Origin of the sequence: Saccharopolyspora sp. 7B (assembly GCF_020177435.1) — a bacterium.
Taxonomy (GTDB): Bacteria; Actinomycetota; Actinomycetes; order Mycobacteriales; family Pseudonocardiaceae; genus Saccharopolyspora_C; species Saccharopolyspora_C gregorii.
The window spans coordinates 1-17,419 of the sequence record NZ_JAIUKC010000163.1; the positions used below are offsets into that span (position 1 = coordinate 1).

The following is a 17,419-nucleotide window of genomic DNA, read 5'->3' on the forward strand; positions in this document are numbered from 1 at the left end:
CCCCCCGCCGCGGCGCCCCCCCGCCGCCCCCCCCCCCCCCCCCCCCCCCCCCCCCCCCCCCCCCCCCCCCCCCCCCCCCCCCCCCCCCCCCCCCCCCCCGCCCGGGTGCTGCTCGCGGAGGGTGAGGGGCCGTTGCGGTCCGGCGACGCGATCGAGGGGCCGGCCGACGGTGTCCGACGACCGAGCGTCATGAGTTCGGGTGCTGTTCACCTGCACGTCCAGGGGACCTCGCCTGATCGGCATAGCGTCCAGGTGTTCCTGACTGACACCTGGAGGTCCGTGTGTCCACCCGACCGGACGGCGGGCGGGTCGTCCCGCTGCCACTGCTGTCGAACCACTCCGCCCGCCGGGCATCGGCCACCTGCAAGTACCGCTGCGGCAACGCCTGCGCGCACGAGGCGCCGAACACCTCCGGCAACGGCTACTTCGGCGACGTCGTCGCGAGCGTCCTGAGCCGTCGCGGCGCGCTGAAGGCGGGGGGCGTGCTGGCGCTGGCGGTCGGCGGGGCCTCCGCCCTGTCCGGCACCGCCGCGGCCACCGCCCCGCGTCCCGCCGGTCGTCCCGTGCCGGGCACCGACTTCGCGCCGGTCGCGCCGAACCAGGAGGACCGGCTCACCGTCCCCGAGGGCTACGCGCAGGGCATCGTGATCCGCTGGGGCGATCCGCTCGTCGACGGCGCCCCCGAGTTCGACTTCCACCACCAGTCGGCGGCGGCGCAGGAGAAGCAGTTCGGCTACAACAACGACTTCGCCGGGTTCGTCCCGCTCGACGCGGCAGGCAGGCGCGGGCTGCTCGTGGTCAACCACGAGTACACCACCGAGTCGCACATGTTCCCGGACTACGACGAGGACAACCCCACCGAGGAGCAGGTCCGCATCGCCTGGGCCGCGCACGGCCTGTCCGTCGTGGAGGTCGCGAAGGAACGCGGCAAGGGCCTCGTCGCGCGGCGCGGCGAGCGCAACCGGCGGATCACGCTGAACACCGAGTTCGAGGTGCGCGGACCCGCCGCGGGCAGCGACTTCCTCAAGACCTCCGCCGACCCGACCGGCACCCGCGTGTTCGGCACCCAGAACAACTGCGCGGGCGGCGTCACCCCGTGGGGCACGATCCTGTCCGGCGAGGAGAACTTCCACCAGTACTTCGGGCACTCCGAGCTGATCACCGAGCCGGTCGCGGCCGAGCGCTACCGGCGCTACGTCATCGGCACCGGCGAGACCGACCGCAAGTGGGAGCGCTTCGACCGCCGCTGGGACGTCTCGCAGGAGCCGAACGAGCCGAACCGCTTCGGCTGGGTCGTCGAGATCGACCCGAACGATCCGACGTCCACCCCGGTCAAGCACACCGCGCTGGGCCGGTTCAAGCACGAGGGCGCCACCATCCAGATCGCCGACGACGGCCGGGTGGTCGCCTACTCCGGTGACGACGAGCGCTTCGAGTACATCTACAAGTTCGTCTCGAACGGCCGGTACAAGCCGGGCCGCAGCGCGCACGCGCGGCGGCACAACTCGGCGCTGCTCGACGACGGCACCCTCTACGTGGCCCGCTTCCACGGCAACAGCCCCGCCGAGGAGATCGACGGTTCGGGCGCGCTGCCCGCCGACGGGCACTTCGACGGCACCGGCGAGTGGTTGAAGCTGGTCAGCGGGAACGAGTCCTTCGTGCCCGGCTTCAGCGCCGAAGAGGTCTACGTGTTCACCCGGCTCGCCGCCGACGCGCTCGGCGCGACGAAGATGGACCGGCCCGAGGACATCGAGCCGAACCCGGTGAACGGCCGCGTCTACTGCGCGCTGACGAACAACAGCAACCGCGGCTCCGCGGACAACGCCCCGGTCGACGAGGCCAACCCCCGGGTCGGCAACAAGCACGGGCACGTCCTGGAGTTCGCCGACGACACCGCGGGCACCCGGTTCCGCTGGAACCTGCTGCTGGTGTGCGGCGACCCGAACGACCCGGGCACCTACTTCGGCGGCTTCGACAAGTCCCAGGTCAGCCCGATCTCCTGCCCGGACAACGTCACCTTCGACCGGTTCGGGAATCTGTGGATCACCACCGACGGCAACGAGCTCGGCTCGAACGACGGGCTGTTCGCGGTGCCGGTGGACGGACCGGAACGCGGCAAGGTGAAGCAGTTCCTGACCGTGCCGGTGGGCGCGGAGACCTGCGGTCCGGTGGTCCTCGACGACCTGGTCACGGTCAACGTGCAGCACCCGGGCGAGGACGCCGAGGACGCCCAGCACCCCACGTCGCACTGGCCGGACGGCGGCGACTCGCAGCCGCGGCCCTCGGTGGCCGTGGTGTGGCGGGAGGGCGGTGGTGAGATCGGCCGGCGCTGATCTCACCTGCGAGCGCGGGGGCCTTCCGAACACGGGAGGCCCTCGTTGCGCTCGCCGGTGACCGGGCCGGACCGGGGAACGCCCGATCACCAGGCGCGGAAGGATCCCGGCGCGCACGTCCCACGGGAAACCCCGGAGCACCCGAACGCGGGCGTCGCGCTCCGCGGGTGCACCAACGCCCCGCGCGGTGCCGGCCCACCGGAAGGCCCCGGAGCACCTGCCCGACCGCGGGCGGAGGCGTCCGGCCCGGTGGGGCGCCCGGCGCACCGTGCGCGCGCGTGCGACGGATACGATTCAGACCATGTCTGAACGTCCGATCGCCCTGGTCACGGGTGCTTCCCGCGGCATCGGGGCCGCCACCGCCCGCGCCCTGTCCGAGACCCACGACGTGCTGCTCGGCGGCCGGGACGGCGAAGCGCTGCGGGAGCTGGCGGCGGAGATCGACGGCGCCCGCCCGTGGCCGGTGGAGCTGACCGATCCGGACGCGGTGGCGGCGGCGGTGCGGGACGTGAACCGGCTTGACGTGCTGGTGCACAGCGCGGGGCTGGTGGAACTCGGCGCGGTCTCGGACGTGTCGGTCGACTCGTGGCGGCGGACCTTCGAGCTGAACCTGTTCGCGGTCACCGAGCTCACCCGGCTGCTGCTGCCCGAGCTGCGCGCGGCCTCCGGGCACGTGGTGCTGATCAATTCGGGTTCGGGCTTGAACGCGAAGCCGAACTGGGGTTCCTACGCGGCGAGCAAGTTCGCGCTGCGCGCGTTCGCCGACGTGCTGCGCGCCGAGGAGGCCGCGAACGGCGTCCGGGTGACCTCGGTCTTCCCGGGCCGGGTCGACACGGACATGCAGCGCGGCGTGGTCGCGGCCGAGGGCGGCGAGTACCGGCCGGAGCGCTTCCTGACCCCGGAGTCGGTCGCGGGGCCGGTCTGCACCGCGGTGCGCGCCACCGCCGACGCCCACCTCACCGAGCTGGTCGTCCGCCCCTCCTGACGTCGCCGGGCCGCGGCCGCTGCGGGCGGCCGTCCGCGCACCGGGTCGCCGCCGGGGAGTCGGCAGGCCGGCGCCCGCCCCGGATTAGCGTGCTCGGGTGACCGTGCTTCGTTCGATCGTGCTGTTCGCCCTCGCCGCCGTCGCCGAGATCGGTGGTGCCTGGCTGGTCTGGCAGGGGGTGCGCGAGCACAAGGGCCTGTTGTGGATGGGCGCCGGCGTGCTCGCGCTGGGCGCCTACGGGTTCGTCGCCACCTTGCAGCCGGACGCGAACTTCGGCCGGATCCTCGCCGCGTACGGCGGGGTCTTCGTGGCGGGCTCGCTGGCGTGGGGCGTGCTGCTGGACGGGTTCCGGCCGGACCGCTGGGACCTGGCGGGCGCGGCCCTGTGCCTGGTCGGCGTCGCCGTGATCATGTACGCGCCGCGCGGCTGAGCCGGGCCCGGACGCGAGAACGGGAGGGAGCACGCGGGCTTCCCTCCCGTCCCCGGTCGATCGGTGCCGCTACTGGACGGCGATCGTCGCGTGCCGGTCCTGCTCGGTACCGCCTTCCGCGGTGCCCTTGCCGACGACTTCGAGGCGTTCCTTCGGGACGCCGGCCTCGGTGAACGCGTCCGCGACGGCCTGCGCCCGCTGCTGGGACAGCTCCTGGTCCTTCGGCGACGGGTTGCCGGTGTCGGCGACGTAGCCGGTGATGGTGAACTTCAGCTCCTGCGGCGCGGACTTCGCCAGTTCGGCGGCCTTCTTCGCGGTCTGCTCGCCCTGCTCGGTGAGGTCCGCGCTGTCGGCCTCGAAGGTGATCGGGCTCTGTTCGAGGGCCTGGTCGATCTGCTGCTGCAGGGCCGTCTTGGCGGCCGCCGGGTCCGGGCTCGGCGGCGGCGCCGGGGTCTGCTCCTGCTGCTGCGCGGGCGGCGCCGGTGGCACCTCGCCCTCCTGGCCGCCCTGGCCCTGGTCGTCGCCGCCGCCGGAGCAGCCTGCGAGGAGTGCGACGAGCGCGGCCGCCGCCACGCCGTAGGGGGCTGTTCTTCGATCCATGCCGACCTCCGCGAATCGGGCTCGCCGGGCGCGGCGCGCGTGGGGCGCCCGGAGCGTGGGTCCCTCCATTGGATGTCGAGGTGGAGGTCCGGGCAGGTCGGGTTTCGGGCTCCCACGCGATCGTGTGAAGCCGTCCGGGTTGCGCGATCGGCCGCGCGTGGGGGCGAGATGCCCGGTTCGGCGCATGTCACAGGGCCTTCCCGGTGGTTTCCGGCCCACCCGCTCGACAGAAGTTACTGCGGGGTAATACTCTGGGGTTACCGACGAGTAAGGCCATGTCCGGAGAGCGGGGCCGGCTCGGATCATCAGTGCGGAGAGGGAGCCTGCGAAATGGGCCACTACAAGAGCAACGTCCGCGATCTCGAATTCAACCTGTTCGAGCTCTTCAAGGTGCAGGACCGGCTCGGCACCGGGGCGTTCGAGCAGTCCGACGAGGACACCGTGCGCGGTGTGCTCAGCGAGCTCAACGCGCTCGCCACCGGGCCGCTCGCCGAGTCGTTCGCGGACGGCGACCGCACCCCGGCGAAGTTCGACCCGAAGACCCACTCGGTCACGCTGCCGGAGTCGTTCAAGAAGTCCTACCAGCAGGTCATGGACGGCGAGTGGTGGCGGCTCGGGCTCTCCGACGAGCTCGGCGGCTACGGCATCCCGCCGACCGTGCAGTGGGCCACCTCCGAGCTGATCCTCGGCGCCAACCCGGCCGTGTACATGTACATGGCGGGTCCGCAGTTCGCCGGGATCGTGCACAAGAACGGCACCGAGGAGCAGCGCGCCTGGGCCGACCTGATGATCCAGCGCGGCTGGGGCGCCACCATGGTGCTGACCGAGCCGGACGCGGGCTCCGACGTCGGCTCCGGGCGCACCAAGGCCGTCAAGCAGGCCGACGGCAGCTGGCACCTCGACGGCGTGAAGCGGTTCATCACCTCCGCCGACCAGGACATGACCGAGAACATCATGCACCTGGTGCTGGCCCGCCCCGAGGGCGACGGCGTGGAGAGCAAACCCGGCACCAAGGGCCTGAGCCTGTTCCTGGTGCCCAAGTTCCACTTCGACGGCACCACCGGCGAGCCGGGTGAGCGCAACGGCGCCTTCGTCACCAACGTCGAGCACAAGATGGGACTGAACGCCTCCGCCACCTGCGAGCTGACCTTCGGCCAGCACGGCACGCCCGCGCAGGGCTGGCTGCTCGGCGAGGTGCACGACGGCATCGCGCAGATGTTCCAGGTCATCGAGTACGCCCGGATGATGGTCGGCACCAAGGCCATCGCCACGCTGTCCACCGGCTACCTCAACGCGCTGGAGTACGCCAAGGAGCGCGTGCAGGGCGCCGACCTCACCAAGGCCACCGACAAGACCGCCCCGCGCGTGGCGATCACGAACCACCCCGACGTGCGTCGCATCCTGCTGCTGCAGAAGGCGTACGCGGAGGGCCTGCGCGCGGTGTACCTCTACACCGCGACGTACCAGGACCAGATCGCGCAGGGCAAGGCGAGCGGCGCGGACGTGTCGCTGGCCGAGCAGGTCAACGACCTGCTGCTGCCGATCGTGAAGGGCGTCGGCTCGGAGCGGGCGTACGAGAACCTGACGCTGTCGCTGCAGACCCTCGGCGGCTCCGGCTACCTGCAGGACTACCCGATCGAGCAGTACATCCGGGACGCCAAGATCGACAGCCTGTACGAGGGCACCACGGCGATCCAGGCGCAGGACTTCTTCTTCCGCAAGATCGTCCGCAACAACGGCGCAGCGCTGGGCCACCTCGCAGCCGAGGTGCAGAAGTCGCTGGAGGCCGAGGGTGCGGACGACCGGCTCAAGGAGGAGCGGGCGCTGCTCGCGAAGGCGCTGGACGACGTGCAGGGCACCCTCGGCGCCGTCTTCGGCTTCCTGACCTCCGCGCAGGAGGACGTGACCAACATCTACAAGGTCGGCCAGCACGCCGTGACCGTGCTGATGAGCATGGGCGACCTGCTCATCGGCTGGCTGCTGCTGCGCCAGGCCGAGATCGCGCTGGCGGCGCTGGACGCGGGCGCCTCGGCGAAGGACCAGCCCTTCTACCAGGGCAAGGTCGCGGTGGCCCGGTTCTTCGCGAAGAACGTGCTGCCGGAGCTGACCGGCCGCCGCAAGATCGTGGAGAACGCGGACAACTCCATCATGGAGCTGGACGAGTCGGCGTTCTGATCCGGCGCGAGACCGGCGTGGGCGTCCCCTCGGTGGCGGGGGCGCCCACGCCCGTTTTCGCGGTCAGGTCCCGCCCGGCCGGGCGCCACCCCGGTCAGACCCGGACCAGCGCCTTGAGCGCCTTCCGGTCGGCCATCGCCCGGTACGCGTCCGGCACCCCGTCCAGGTCGGTGACGTGGTCGAACACCCGGCCCGGCCGGACCGCGCCGGAGAGCACGTCCGGCATCAGCTCCTCGACGTAGGACCGCGCCGGGCAGACGCCGCCGCCGATCCGCACGTTGCGCATGAACAGCTCCCGCAGGTCCACGCCGCCGCCCTCCTGCGGGACGCCGACGTAGCCGATCGCGCCGCCGTCGCGGACCAGGCGGGTCGCGGTCGCCATCGACTCGGCGGTGCCCACGCACTCCAGCACCGAGCGCACGCCTTCGCCGCCGGTCAGCTCCCGCACGCGCCGCACCCCGGCGTCGCCGCGCTCCGCCACCACGTCCGTCGCTCCGAACTCGCGGGCCAGCTCGGTGCGGTCCGGGTGCCTGCCCATGATGATCAGGCGTTCGGCGCCGAGCCGGGCGGCGGCCAGCACCCCGCACAGGCCGACGGCACCGTCACCGACCACGGCCACCGAACCGCCCCGCCGCACCTCGGCGGACACCGCGGCGTGGTGCCCGGTCGGGAACACGTCGGCCAAGGTGAGCAGCGAGGGCAGCAGCGGATCGTCCTGCTCCACCGGCAACCGCACCAGCGTCCCGTCCGCGTGCGGCACCCGCACCGCCTCGCCCTGCGCGCCGTCCTCGCCGGGCGAGCCGTACACCCCGCCGGACGGGCAGGACGTCTGCAACCCCTCCCGGCAGAACCGGCAGGTGCCGTCGGAGAAGGTGAACGGCGAGACCACCAGGTCACCCGGCCCCACCGACCGCACCGCGGACCCGGCCTCCTCGACCACGCCCAGGAACTCGTGGCCGATCCGCTGCCCGGCCTCGTCGCGCTCCATGCTCTTGTACGGCCACAGGTCGCTACCGCACACGCAGGTCAGCACCACCCGCACGACCGCGTCCGCCGGTTCCCGCAGGGCCGCGTCGGGCACCTCCTCCACTCGCACGTCGCCGGCTCCGCGGATCACGGTGGCTCGCATCGCTGGCTCCCTCGGTCGGGTTCGTCGTCCCCCACCGGGTGCCCGGGTGCGGCGCGGCCGATGCCTCGGAACGCGGACGAGGCCCCTCCCGGAACCGGGAAGGGCCTCGTCGGCGGTGCGGGTCAGGGCGCCGGTGGCGCGCCGCAGTGGATGATCGGCTGCGGGTTGTAGACCGTCTTGGTCGGCTTCTCCTTCTTGACCTTCCCGGTCTTCACGTCGGTCAACGTGCGGGTGTCGGTGACGGTGAAGCCGCCGTTGCCCTTGCTGGGGCTGCACGGCTCGCCCGGCGGCACGACCTTCTCGTGCGGGGGCTTCTCGTTGGTGCGCGGACCGGTCTCGGAACCCACGTCGTACTGCTTGGTGCCCCAGAACTTCACCGTGATCGACGACGGCGTCCACTCCGTGGTGATCATGATTCCGCTGGCGAGCGTGTTCTTGAACTTCACGTCGATGACGCTGCTGCCGTCCGGGTTCTGGAACACCGTGGCCTCGCGGCCCGCCGGGTAGCGGCTGATGTAGTAGCTGTGCTCCTTGTGCTCCACGTCCTGCACGCCCGCGAAGTACGAGGCGTTGAACAGGGTGGTCGCGAACTGCGAGATGCCGCCGCCGACCGCCTTCGCCGGGCGGCCGTCCTCGATGATCCCGGACTCCACGTAGCCCTGCGCGGTGCCGCGCGGGCCGGTGTGGCCGTTGAGGCTGAACGTCTCGCCCGGCTTGATCACCGCTCCGTTGACCTGCTCGGCGGTGCGCCGGATGTTCACCCCGGACGCCGCTTCGAAGCCGCCGGTCTGGTACTCGCTGATGACTTCCTTGATGCCGAGGCCGTTGGCCTGGTCGGTGCTGAACGCGGGCGGCTGCTGCTCGTAGACGGCCTGCACCGTGCGGTCCTGCTTCTTGCGGGCCACGTCCAGGAGCTTCTCGAAGCTCTTCTCCCAGTTGACCCCGCGGCCCTCCAAGGAGGGGTGCACCACGGGACGGCCGCCTTCGAGGACCACCTCGGCGTCCTTCGCCGGCTTCATCGTGTCGAGCAGCTGCGGCTCGACCCCGCCGATCACCGTCGGCAGGTCGAGGTGCGAGCGGAGCCCGCCCTTGCCGTCCGGTTCGAAGCGCAGCGCGGCGGCCACGGTCTCCGGGGCGAGCGCGGCGTCGTGGCCCTCGCCCTTGATCGCGATCGGACCGGACACCGCGGGCTGGGCCACGTTCCGCAGCGCCTGGTGCACGCCGTCGGAGGTGGTGCTCACCGCCTGCTCGGTGAACGGGACCTGGACGGCGCCGCCCTTCGCCCAGTCCGCCATGACCTGGTCGGCGGCCACCTGCACGTCCACCGAACGGCCGGTGACGGGTTCGACCGCGACCGGGGTGGCGCCCTCGAACTTGATGGTGCCCTCGGAGGCCGGTCGCTCCAGGCGCGGCTTCACCTGCTCCAGCGCGGCCACGACCTGCTGCTCGTCGCCGTGGCTGACCGGGGAGATCTCGCGGTTGGTGAACAGCGAGGCGATCCGGGTGAACGGGTTCAGCGGCTGCGAACCGGCCTGCTCGATGGTGGCCGGCCAGTCCATCGTCAGCCCGGACTGCTCCGGGGAGATGGTGGCGGTGGAGTCCCCGGCCTGCAGCTGCACCGGCTGCTGCAGGTTCGGGCCGAGCTCCTCGCGCAGCTTGCGCTCCGCCGCGGCCGGGGTGAGGCCGCCGACGTGCACGGCGGCGACGGTGGTGCCGCGCGGCACGGTGCCGCTGCTGAACGTCAGGTCGCCCACGTAGAGCAGCAGCAGGACGCCGGCGGCGATCCCGGCCACGATGCCGCCGCGGATCAGCTTGCGGCGGTCCTTGGGGCCGCTCTGCTCCGGCGGGTCCTCGGCCCCCCCCCCGCCGATGCCGCCGGCGAACCCGGCCGCCGACGGCGAGTTCGCGTCGGCGGGGACCTTCGGGATGTTCTGGGTGCGCTCGGAATCGACCTCGGGGTACGAGATCTGCTGGGTGGGCGGCGGGGCGGCGAACGAACCGCCCGAGGTCTGGACCGTCGGTTCCTGGCCGCTCACCGCGGGGTGCACCGCGGTCGACTCGGACGAGCCGAGGAAACCGGGGGCGCCGAGGAAGTCCGTGGGCGAGGCGTAGGTGCCGCCGCTCTCGGCGGGGACCGTGGGGATGGTCTGGGTGCGCTCGGCGTCGTCCTCCGGCGGTTCCTGCCCGAGGCGCTGCGTGTCGTCGGCGCCGGACTGCTGCGAGAGCGGGCGGGTGCCGCGCTCGGCCGGGGCGGCGGATTCCGCCGGGGTTCCGGAGGGTGCCTGCTCCGCAGCCGAGCCCGTCGCGCCCGCCGACGCGGACTGCGCCGTCGCGGATCCGGTCGACGCGGACCCGGCCGATGCCGATCCCGTCGATGCGGATCCGGCCGCGGCGAGCTGCTCCGCGGAGATCTGCGTGGTCCGCTCCGCCGCCGATTCCTCCGGCACGCCGGTGGGGGCCGGGGTGCTCGGCCGCGTGGCGTCCGCGGCGGAGCCGCCCGATGCGCCGGGCCGCTCCGCCCGGCCGGCCGGGTCGTCGCCCGCCGGTTTCCGGTTCGGATCGTCCCCGGATGAGACGTCGTAGTTTTCCGGCACCGCTTCCCCTTCATCGGTCTGGTCGTGCGGTGGGGTACATCAGCGAACAGGCGCCGGGGCGGTCCGTCAAGGACGCCGTGCCCGCCTCACCCCGACAGCGGCGGCACCTGGGAGGGGTGCCGGTCGCGGCTCGCGGTGGATCAGTGGCTCACAGGTACAGGCCGGTGCCCTGTTCGATCTGCTCGCTGGCCACGGCGTGCAGGTCGCGCTCCCGCATCACCAGGTAGGGCTGGCCCTGCACTTCGACCTCGAACTGCTCCTCGGGGTTGAACAGCACCTGGTCGCCGACCTTCACGGCCCGCACGTGGCTGCCCACCCCGAAGACCTCGCCCCAGAGCAGCCGCTTGGCCACCTGGGCGGTCGCCGGAATCACGATGCCACCGCTGCTGCGGCGTTCGCCTGATTCCGCGGAGACCCGCACCATGACCCGGTCATGCAGCATCTGGATCTCGAGCTTGGCATCGGTCACCCGAAAAGTTTACGTGCCCGCCCCGGCGGGTCCGCCGCGCAGGGGGCCGCTCACGCTCCGGCGTCCATACCGCCCATCACCAGGGGCAGCCGCGGTGGGCCACCTGGCGCAACCCGCACCGGCACTCCCCAGTCCTGCCTGGTCAGGTTGCAGGTGGGGTGTTCGACGGCGGGGTCGTCGGTGCAGCTGGCGGCCTGCGCGACGACGTGCAGCACGCCGTGCTCGATGCCGTCGGCGAGCACCAGCCGCCGTTCCAGGTCGGTTCCGGTGCCCGCGCCCTCGACCAGGAGTTCCGGCGGGGACGCGGTGATCTCCAGCCGGGTGGAGGGCCCGTAGCGGTCGTCGAGCTTGCTGCCCGGCGGCGGGGTGAACACCACGGCGAGCCGCACCTCCCCGTCGCCGATCTCGGTGGCGGGCCGCGTGACCTGCTGCGATGCGCCTTCGACGAGCTTCGCGGAGACGCCGGGCGGCACCGGCCGCTCCAGCCGGTGCGCCGCGGAGGACACCACCACGAGCTCCCCGTCGACCACGGCCGCGCCGGACGGTTCGGCGAGGTGGGTGGCGAGCGTGGCGACCTCGTTCGATGCCGGATCGTAACGTCGGAGGGCCCCGTTGTAGGTGTCGCAGACGGCGACCGACCCGTCCGGCAGCACCGCCACCCCCAGCGGGTGCTGGAGCAGCGCGCTCTCCGCGGGGCCGTCGGCGTGGCCGAAGTCGAACAGCCCGGTGCCGATCGCGGTCCGCACCCGGAACCCGGTGCCGTCCGCTTCGATCCAGCGCAGCGCGGAGGTCTCGGAGTCGGCGAGCCACAACCGGTCCCCGCCGTCGGCGAGGCCGGAGGGCTGGGCGAAGAACGCCTCGGCCGCGTCCCCGTCCCGCAGGCCCTCCACGGTGGTGCCCGCGAAGCGCCGGACCTGCCCGGTGCGCGGGTCGAACAGCCCGAGCGTGTGGTTGCCCGCCATCGCGATGACGACGCCGCCCGCCGGTTCCCACCAGGCGACGTCCCAGGGGCTGGTCAGCGGGGTGTCCGTCCCCGGGCCCCCGTCCGCGCCGTCGCGCCACTGCTCGCCGGTGCCCGCGACGGTCGTGACGTGCCCGTCGGCGAGCCGCACGCCGCGCAGCAGGTGGTTCACCGTGTCCGCGACGACCAGGTCGTAGCCGGCCTCGACGGCGACGGCCGCGGGCAGCACCGCGATCCCGGCGGGTTCGGCGAAGGAGGCCTCGGCGGGCCCGCCGTCGCGGGCGCCGCGCTCGCCGCTGCCGATGCGGCGCAGCACCGTCTCGCCGTCCTGGGCGAACTCGACCAGCGAGTGGTTCGCGGAGTCGGAGACCAGCACGGTGCCCGGCCCGGCGGCGATCTTCGCGGGGAACCGCAGCTCGGTGGCGGCGGGTTCCGGCGGCACGTAGGGGCCGTCGCCGCGGTGCAGGGTGCCCTTCGCGTCGTGCTCGGCGACCAGTTCGCGCAGCACGCTGCGCAGCGCGTCCACGTGGCCCTCGCCCGCGGCGACGTGCACCAGGTAGCCCTCGGGGTCGACCACGGCGAGCGTCGGCCACGCCTTGACGGCGTAGTTCTGCCAGGTCGTCAGCTCGGGGTCGTCGAGGACCGGGTGGTGCACGGAGTAGCGCTCGACCGCGGCGAGCAGCGCGTCCGGGTCGGCTTCGTGCTCGAACTTCGGCGAGTGCACGCCGACGGTGACCAGCTCGTCGGCGAACTCCTGCTCCAGCGGCCGGAGCTCGTCGATGACGTGCAGGCAGTTGATGCAGCAGAACGTCCAGAAGTCCAGCAGCACGATCTTGCCGCGCAGGTCGGAGAGCAGAACCTCCCGGCCGCCGGTGTTCAGCCACTGCCGCCCGGTCAGCTCGGGCGCGCGGACGCGGGTGCGGAGGTGCGACGCGGTACTCACGTGCGGAGTCAACAACACCGGCCGGGCGCCCTGTTCCCGCGTCCACATGCCGGGAAGTTCGCCCGGCGCGGGAATGGCGGGGGCGATCGGAAGCTTGATCCGGTACGCGGATCGCGCCGGGTTCCCGCCGCGGGAGCGGCCGGGAGGAGGGTGCGTCGGGGTGTCGAAACCCCGGAATTGGAAAGCCCCGCGGTGCTGCCAGGTCGGGGGTCCGACAGCACCGCGGGGTCACCATCCATATCGGCGGCACCCCCGGCGTTGTTACACACCGACCTCGGTGTGACTCAAGTCACGCCGTTGTGGGTGCCGCGGATGCCTCGAACGGCCGGTTCGCGGCTCGTTGACCAGCGCGTTCGGTGAGCTCGGCGGTGTTTCCGCACCGGCGCGGGAATTCGCGATCGGCGGCCCGCCGGCTCAGCCCCCGTGGAGCGCGGCGATCGCTTCCGGCCCGTACCCGGCGGCCAGCAGCGGCCGCCGGACGTCGCGGTCGAGATCGGGCAGGTAGCCGAGCAGCACGTCCGCGGGCCCGGTGATCGACGCCCGCTCCAGCGCCGCGGGCAGCAGCAGCGTCCGGCCCGGTTCGAGCTCGTCGTCGCCGCCCGCGCTGCGCACCCGCGCCGCCCCGCCCGCGTTGCTCAGCAGCAGGACCCGGCCGACGGGCAGTTCCCGCTCGGTTCCCGCGCCGAGCCGCCACCGCTCCAGGGCGAAGTGCGGTCCGGCGCAGCACAGGACGCGGTCGGCGTCTCCGCTCGGCGGCAGCCGCAGGCCCGGCGTCGGGTGCGGCCGGGCGGCCGGGTCCCACTCGTCGAGCAGCCGCTCCACGTTCGCGCGGCGCTGCTCCGGGTCGACCGGCGAGCCGTCCTGCATGTTCCACGGCATGGCGTGCTGCTGGATGTCGGAGGTCTGCTCGATCTCGTGGATCAGCGTGTCCGGTCCGAAGCTGTGCGGTGTCCCGCCCGGGACGTAGACGGTGTCACCGGGGCGCAGCGGCAGTTCCCGCAGCACCGAGCCGAAGTCCTCGGCGAGCAGCGTCGAGCGCAGCTCCGCCCGGTCCACGCCCTCCCGGGTGCCGATGAAGGCGGTGGCGCCGGGCGCGGCGTCCAGCACGTGCCAGGCCTCGGTCTTGCCGTTCGGCTCCCGTTCGAGCCGCCGGGCGGTCTCGTCGTCGGCGTGCACGTGGACCGGCAGCATGCCCGTCCCGTCGATGAACTTGGTCAGCAGCGGGAAGCGGTCGCCGCGCCAGCCCGGCCCCACCAGCTCGTCGGGGTGCGCGCGGGTGAGCTCCCGCAGCCTCCGCCCCGCCAGCGGCCCGGCCACGACCTCCGCGCCGCGGCCGTCCACGTCGCTGACCTCCCAGGTCTCGGCGATCCGGTCCGCTGGCAGGGCCCCGCCTCCCCAGCCGGTCGGCGATGGCCCGGCCGCCGAAGACGTGCCGGGCGACGGGCGTGCTCAACCGCAGCGGGTACCAGCGCGGCGTCACAGGATCGGCACCCCGCCGGTGACCGCGATGCGCGCGCCGGAGATGTACGCGGCCTCGTCGGAGGCCAGCAGCACGTAGGTCCCGGCGAGCTCGGCCGGCTGCCCCGGCCTGCCCAGCGGCACGTCCTCCCCGAAGTGCTCCACCTGCTCGGTGGGCATCGTGGCCGGAATCAACGGCGTCCAGATCGGCCCCGGCGCGACGCTGTTCGCCCGGATCCCGCGCGGCCCGTACAACCGGGCGAGCCCGGCGGTGAAGTTCGCGATGCCCGCCTTCGTCGCGTCGTAGGCCAGCAACGTCGGCGGCGGCATGTCCGAGTTCACCGAGGTCGAGTTGATGATCGAGGAGCCCGGCCCCAGGTGCGGCAGCGCCGCCTTGCACAGGTGGAACATCGCGCTGAGGTTGACCGCCACCGTGTAGTCCCACTCCTGGTCGGGGACGTCCTCCAGCCGGTCGCGGGTCATCTGGAACGCCGCGTTGTTGACCAGCACGTCGATCCGGCCGAACGCCTCGACGGCGCGGTCCACCACGGCCCGGCAGTGCGCCGGGTCGGCGAGGTCGCCGGGCACCAGGACCGCCGTGCGCCCGGCCTCCTCGACGTGGCGCGCGGTCGCTTCGGCGTCCGACCGCTCGTCGAGGTAGGACAGCAGCACGTCGGCGCCCTCCCGGGCGAAGGCGATCGCGACCGCGCGCCCGATGCCGCTGTCGGCGCCGGTGATCACGGTGGCCTTGCCGGTCAACCGGCCGGATCCGGTGTAGCTCCGCTCGCCATGGTCGGGATGTGGGTCCATCTCCCCGGTGACTCCGGGCGGTGCCTGCTGCTGCGGTGGTGTGGTCACGACCGACTCCCTTCCGTGCGCCCCCTCCGCCCTACCCGCGGCCCGCGGGGTGAAACGGCGCTCACTTGAGCGGGTCGTGGCCCCAGTTCATGAGCGAGTAGCGCCAGGTCGTGCGGGTCGGGTCGCCGGACGGCCGCTGGGCGAGGTGCCGCTTGACGTAGCCGCGGACCTCGCGCATGTGCGCGAGGTCGTCGCCGGTGAACTCGGCGCGCTTCTCGCGCAGCAGCGACACGATGCGCCGCCCGGACGCGTGGCCCTTGGTCTCGCCCCCCTCGCCGGACTGCCCGGCGCTCTTCGACTCGTCGGTGGCCAGCCACCGCTCCAGCTCCGCGGGGGTCATGTTGACGAGCTCCTCGAACTCGTCGATCAGCTGCCGATCGGTGTCGGTCATCGCCGCCTCCTGGTCAGGTCCGGTCGAGTTCGCGCAGCACGGTCTTGCGGGCCTTGTGCTCGCGCTCGTGCCGCGCGGCCGCCGCCGCCTCGCGCGGGGGCAGTTCGCGGGCGCGCCGCGCGGCCTCCCGGGCGGGGAGCTCGTCGAGCTCGGCGGACCTGCGCGCCGACTTGGCGGCGGGCGGGTTCGCGGCGTGCTGCGCGCCGCGGCGGGACGCCTCCCGCTTGGCGCGGCGGGTCTCGCGGCGCTCGCGCGGGGTCAGCTCCTCCCACGCGGCCTCCGGCAGGTACCGCTCGGTGGTGCCGTCGTGCCGGGCCCGCGCCGAACCCGATTCGGTCTGCCAACGCTCCTCGGTCCACCGCTGCAGGTCCCGCTGGGCGCGGGTGCGCCGCCTCGGGTGCCGGTAGCCGCCGCCGTGCTGCTCGTACCGCTGCGCGAGGAGCTGGCTCTTGCGCGCCGACCACTGCCCCGGCGCGCCGCCGTCGTCGGAGTCCTTCAACTCGTCCTTCAACCGCTCCCGCAGCCGGGGGTCCGTGTAGTCGCGCTCGTAGTCCGCGCTGCTCTTGCCCATGCCGGTCGGCTACCCGGACGCGCGGCCGCCACGCGCGGTTGGGCGTCCCTCGGGCCGGGGAACTCGGCCGGGAGGGACCGGCGACAGGGGGGCGAGATGGGGATCGACGCTGCGGCGGGGAGCGGGCCCGCCCCGCTCCGGGCACCGGGGATCGTGCTCGGGATCGGCCTCGGCGGGTTCGTCGACGGCATCCTGCTGCACCAGCTGCTGCGGTGGCACCACATGCTGAGCAGCACGGACGACGACGCCATCGGGATCCGGTACTACGACCCGGCCACCACCTCCGGGCTGGAGATGAACACGGTGTGGGACGGGGTGTTCCACACCGTCTGCTGGCTCGCCGTGCTCGTCGGGCTGGCGCTGCTGCACTCGCGGGTCACCCGCCGGCGGCGCCGGGTGTGGGGGTCGCGGGTGCTGTGGGGGTGGGTCCTGGTCGGCTGGGGCGTGTTCAACCTGGTCGAGGGCGTGCTCGACCACCACCTGCTGGGCATCCACCACGTGCGCGACGGGCCGCACCGGCTGTGGTGGGACTTGGGCTTCCTCGCGCTGGGGGCGTTGCTGGTGGTGGCGGGGTACCTGCTGCAACGCGGCGGTCGGTCGGTCGACCTCGGCGGAGGTGGTTCCCGATGAGCCACGACGCGCACGCGTTCGGGGTGCTGCCGTCCGTGCTCGCGCTGGTGCTGGTCGGCGCCGGGTACCTGCACCTCGCCGGGCTGGCGCGGCGCCGCAACCCGGCCCGCGGGTGGAGCCGGTGGCGCACCGCCTGCTTCGCCGCCGGGCTCGCGCTGGTGGCGGTGGCGCTGCTGCCGCCGGTCGCGAGCTTCGCGGGCGGGGACTTCCGCGGGCACGTGGTGCAGCACCTGCTGATCGGCATGTACGCGCCGCTCGGGCTGGTGCTGGGCGCCCCGGTGACGTTGCTGCTGCGCACCGCGCCGCCGATGGTCGGGCGACGGTTGACCGCGCTGCTGCGCAGCGGGCCGGTCCGGGTGCTGAACCGGCCGGAGGTCGCGCTGCTGCTGTCCGCGGGCGGTCTCGTCGTGCTCTACGCGACTCCGCTGCACGAGGTGGGCGAGCACCCGGTCGGGCACTGGCTGCTGTTCGCGCACTTCCTGCTCGCCGGGTACCTGTTCGCGCACGTCATCGCGGGTCCGGACCCGGCGCCGGACCGGCCGGGGGTGCGCACCCGGCTGGTGTACCTCGGTTGCGCCATCGCGGTGCACGCGGTCACCGCCCAGCTGATGTACGGCGGCTGGACTGCCGTGCACGGCCCGGCGGCGGAGGTGCGGGGCGGCGCGGAGCTCATGTACTACGCCGGGGACGTCGCCGAGCTGCTGCTCGCCGGGATCCTCGTCGCGACCTGGCACCCGGAGCGGTCCCGGCGGGTGGGCTAGTCGGGCCGCCCGGGTGGGGGGGGGGCGGCGCCCCCCCCCCCCCGCGCGCCCGCCGGGGGGGGGGGGCGCCGGGGCGGGGGGGGGGCCCCCCCGCCCCCCGCCCCGCCCCCGCGCCGGGAGCCCCGCGCGGC

General features: G+C 73.6%; 15 protein-coding genes. 6 read left to right on the forward strand and 9 right to left on the reverse strand.

The features are described from left to right. Positions 1-281: 281 nt before the first annotated feature. From LCD33_RS22855 to LCD33_RS22865, 3 genes are all read left to right on the forward strand, one after another. Entirely contained in the window at positions 282-2,333 is a 2,052-nt protein-coding gene (locus LCD33_RS22855) for a PhoX family phosphatase (protein ID WP_224968732.1), read from the forward strand. A 301-nt stretch (positions 2,334-2,634) separates the two neighbouring features. Beyond that, a complete protein-coding gene (locus tag LCD33_RS22860; protein WP_224968730.1) occupies positions 2,635-3,318 on the forward strand; it encodes an SDR family oxidoreductase in 684 nt (227 codons plus the stop codon). A gap of 97 nt (positions 3,319-3,415) precedes the next feature. Further along, the gene (locus LCD33_RS22865; protein WP_224960536.1) at positions 3,416-3,748 is read left to right on the forward strand and encodes a YnfA family protein; all 333 of its coding nucleotides are present in this window, start codon (positions 3,416-3,418) and stop codon (positions 3,746-3,748) included. 69 nt (positions 3,749-3,817) lie between these two features. Here the strand turns inward: LCD33_RS22865 and LCD33_RS22870 are convergent, their stop codons facing one another. Continuing rightward, complete coding sequence (locus LCD33_RS22870; RefSeq protein ID WP_224968728.1) at positions 3,818-4,348, reverse strand: OmpA family protein; 531 nt, start codon at positions 4,346-4,348, stop codon at positions 3,818-3,820. Between the two features lie 330 nt (positions 4,349-4,678). Between LCD33_RS22870 and LCD33_RS22875 the strand changes: the two genes are divergently transcribed. Next, positions 4,679-6,523, forward strand: a complete 1,845-nt coding sequence (locus tag LCD33_RS22875; protein WP_224960532.1) for an acyl-CoA dehydrogenase — start codon at positions 4,679-4,681, stop codon at positions 6,521-6,523. 94 nt (positions 6,524-6,617) lie between these two features. On the opposite strand, the gene LCD33_RS22880 is transcribed toward LCD33_RS22875, so the two are convergent. The 8 genes from LCD33_RS22880 to LCD33_RS22915 all read right to left on the reverse strand — a co-directional run bounded on the left by LCD33_RS22880 (position 6,618) and on the right by LCD33_RS22915 (position 15,897). Then, complete coding sequence (locus LCD33_RS22880) at positions 6,618-7,652, reverse strand: zinc-dependent alcohol dehydrogenase family protein (RefSeq protein WP_224960530.1); 1,035 nt, start codon at positions 7,650-7,652, stop codon at positions 6,618-6,620. Positions 7,653-7,774: 122 nt separating this feature from the next. After that, positions 7,775-10,246 (reverse strand): VanW family protein, encoded by a 2,472-nt coding sequence (locus tag LCD33_RS29500; RefSeq protein WP_224978262.1) that lies wholly within the window; start codon positions 10,244-10,246, stop codon positions 7,775-7,777. A 148-nt stretch (positions 10,247-10,394) separates the two neighbouring features. Further along, the gene (locus LCD33_RS22890; RefSeq protein WP_224960526.1) at positions 10,395-10,715 is read right to left on the reverse strand and encodes a co-chaperone GroES; all 321 of its coding nucleotides are present in this window, start codon (positions 10,713-10,715) and stop codon (positions 10,395-10,397) included. Between the two features lie 50 nt (positions 10,716-10,765). Further along, on the reverse strand, positions 10,766-12,667 hold the full coding sequence (locus LCD33_RS22895) for an NHL domain-containing thioredoxin family protein (protein ID WP_224960524.1): 1,902 nt from the start codon (positions 12,665-12,667) through the stop codon (positions 10,766-10,768). A 366-nt stretch (positions 12,668-13,033) separates the two neighbouring features. Continuing rightward, positions 13,034-13,960 (reverse strand): class I mannose-6-phosphate isomerase, encoded by a 927-nt coding sequence (locus tag LCD33_RS22900; protein ID WP_224960523.1) that lies wholly within the window; start codon positions 13,958-13,960, stop codon positions 13,034-13,036. A 135-nt stretch (positions 13,961-14,095) separates the two neighbouring features. Beyond that, positions 14,096-14,887 (reverse strand): SDR family oxidoreductase, encoded by a 792-nt coding sequence (locus LCD33_RS22905; RefSeq protein ID WP_224960544.1) that lies wholly within the window; start codon positions 14,885-14,887, stop codon positions 14,096-14,098. Positions 14,888-14,996: 109 nt separating this feature from the next. Further along, on the reverse strand, positions 14,997-15,326 hold the full coding sequence (locus tag LCD33_RS22910) for a DUF3140 domain-containing protein (RefSeq protein WP_224960522.1): 330 nt from the start codon (positions 15,324-15,326) through the stop codon (positions 14,997-14,999). 13 nt (positions 15,327-15,339) lie between these two features. After that, positions 15,340-15,897 (reverse strand): DUF5872 domain-containing protein, encoded by a 558-nt coding sequence (locus LCD33_RS22915; RefSeq protein WP_224960521.1) that lies wholly within the window; start codon positions 15,895-15,897, stop codon positions 15,340-15,342. 96 nt (positions 15,898-15,993) lie between these two features. On the opposite strand from LCD33_RS22915, the gene LCD33_RS22920 reads away from it, so the two are divergent. Further along, positions 15,994-16,527 (forward strand): DUF2243 domain-containing protein, encoded by a 534-nt coding sequence (locus LCD33_RS22920; RefSeq protein WP_224960520.1) that lies wholly within the window; start codon positions 15,994-15,996, stop codon positions 16,525-16,527. Continuing rightward, a complete protein-coding gene (locus LCD33_RS22925) occupies positions 16,524-17,288 on the forward strand; it encodes a cytochrome c oxidase assembly protein (protein ID WP_224968911.1) in 765 nt (254 codons plus the stop codon). The genes LCD33_RS22920 and LCD33_RS22925 overlap by 4 nt, the downstream gene beginning before the upstream one ends. Positions 17,289-17,419 lie beyond the last annotated feature (131 nt).